2 protein-coding genes and 1 pseudogene are annotated in these 1,649 nt (G+C 67.0%); 2 read left to right on the top strand and 1 reads right to left on the bottom strand.

Going from position 1 to position 1,649, the window contains the following annotated elements:
* The first annotated feature begins 223 nt into the window (after positions 1–223).
* Positions 224–394, top strand: a complete 171-nt coding sequence (locus ACWIHY_RS40290; protein ID WP_454381729.1) for a hypothetical protein — start codon at positions 224–226, stop codon at positions 392–394.
* A 46-nt stretch (positions 395–440) separates the two neighbouring features.
* On the opposite strand, the pseudogene ACWIHY_RS40285 reads toward ACWIHY_RS40290, so the two are convergent.
* Positions 441–707 (bottom strand): annotated as a pseudogene (locus ACWIHY_RS40285) (Tn3 family transposase); the annotation flags it as partial.
* A 193-nt stretch (positions 708–900) separates the two neighbouring features.
* Here ACWIHY_RS40285 and ACWIHY_RS40280 point away from each other — a divergent pair.
* A partial coding sequence (locus ACWIHY_RS40280) for a hypothetical protein (protein WP_454381727.1) occupies positions 901–1,649 on the top strand: 749 nt, incomplete at its 3' end.

The raw sequence follows: 1,649 nt of genomic DNA, 5'->3' as shown, positions 1-1,649 counted from the left end.
CTCGCCAAGCGCATAACGGACGAGACCACCCCAACCTGGCGAGGAACTTACTAGGGCATCAAGGGCAATCTGCCTACCTCAAACGCCCACTGAGACGAGACGTCAGGCACTCGCCTGCGTCGCCGACACCCGGACGGGAGAGCGGACGTCTCCGCCGGTCGTCCCGTTCGCCCCCCGGACACCGCAGGCAGAGCCGTCCCGACCGCGCGCCGATCTCCGCGCCTTGGAGGCGTCTGACCCCGACGAACTCATCAGGGACATCGCGGACCGGAGCGTCGCCTTCGAGGCGGTCGAGCCGAACCTGGCGGCCAAGGCGCTCAAGGAGGCGATGCGGATCAGCGGATGGGTGCGAGCGGACTGGCGTCACGTGCACGATCTCCTGACGGACCTGTAGAGCAGGCGCCTGACCTGTAGAGCCGGCCACCGTCCACAGCCTCTTGTCAGTCTCCGTTGCCGTCGTCTTCGTCCAGCTCGGGCGCGTCCGGGTCGCGCAGCGGGCGCAGGGCGCCGGCGGCCGGGACGCTAGCGGTGAAGCTGTATCGGCCGAGCAGGTTCAGGTTCTTGTGCTTGAGCGGGGAGAGCCGGGCGACGTCCTCGTCGCGGATCTCGTGGCCCTCCGCCTTGAGCTGGGTGACGGCGGCGTTGATGTACTTCGTCGTCCACAGCACGATGGCGTTGAGGACCAGGCCGAGCGCGCCGAGCTGGTCTCATCCGAACTAGCCCAGCACCGCCTTGAACCGGCTGACTCCCTTCTCCACCACGGAAAGTAGTGGTGGAGAAGTTGGAGAGCTGAGTGTCGTCGGGCGTGTCGGCGCTCTCCTCCGATGGAGCCTCCACGTACAGAGAGCGATGTACCTGAAACGTCGTCACCGACACGGTTCAGGCTCTTAGCCTGGCCCGATGGATACAGCTGTCGAGATAGTCAGCGCCCGGACGCGCCAGCTCTTCTGGGAGCTCAGCTCCATCATCGAGCTGAGTCCCCTGCGAGCATGCTGGACAGGTGAGGGCTTCTCTCCCGTGGAGGCCGCGCAGACTCGCTCGGGTGGAGCTCGCAAGCAGGTCTTCAGCTCCTTCGCCGAAGGCGTTGACTGGACCGACGAGGGACAGGTACAGCGGGCCCTGCGCGCGTTCGAGGGCATGCTGGATGAGTGCACCGGCTCCTACGGCTGGGACGGGACGCTGGCGAAGGTCACAGCCGCGCTGGCCCGGGACGGCTACCAGGTCAGCCCGACCCTCCAGATCCTGCCGGTCGGCGAGTGGCGGCCCGAGGTGGCGCGGCACGACGCCAGGGCGTACGCGGAATCCCTCAGGCTTCTGCGGGGTGCCCGCAACGCGATGGAGCGGTTGGGCCTCCTGACCTCCGATATGCCTGAGGAGCGGCTGCGAGACGTGCTGCTCGTCGCCCTCAACGCCTACTTTGAAGGGCAGTCCACGGGCGAGACCCTGAACGGCAAGGGCAAGACGGACATCCTGATCCGAGTCGGAGACCGCAACGTGTCGATCTCCGAGTGCAAGTTCTACACCGGGCCGAAGTCGGTCACCGACGCGCTGGACCGGCGCGCTCGGTATCGGGGACTCCGCCCTGACGGTGTGGTCGATCGCCAAGTGGCCCGTCCTGGTCCTCCTCGTCACCGTCATGGTCGCGATCC

This window comes from Streptomyces sp. NPDC055287 (assembly GCF_053646035.1).
This window is presented reverse-complemented; position numbering and strand designations above follow the sequence as displayed.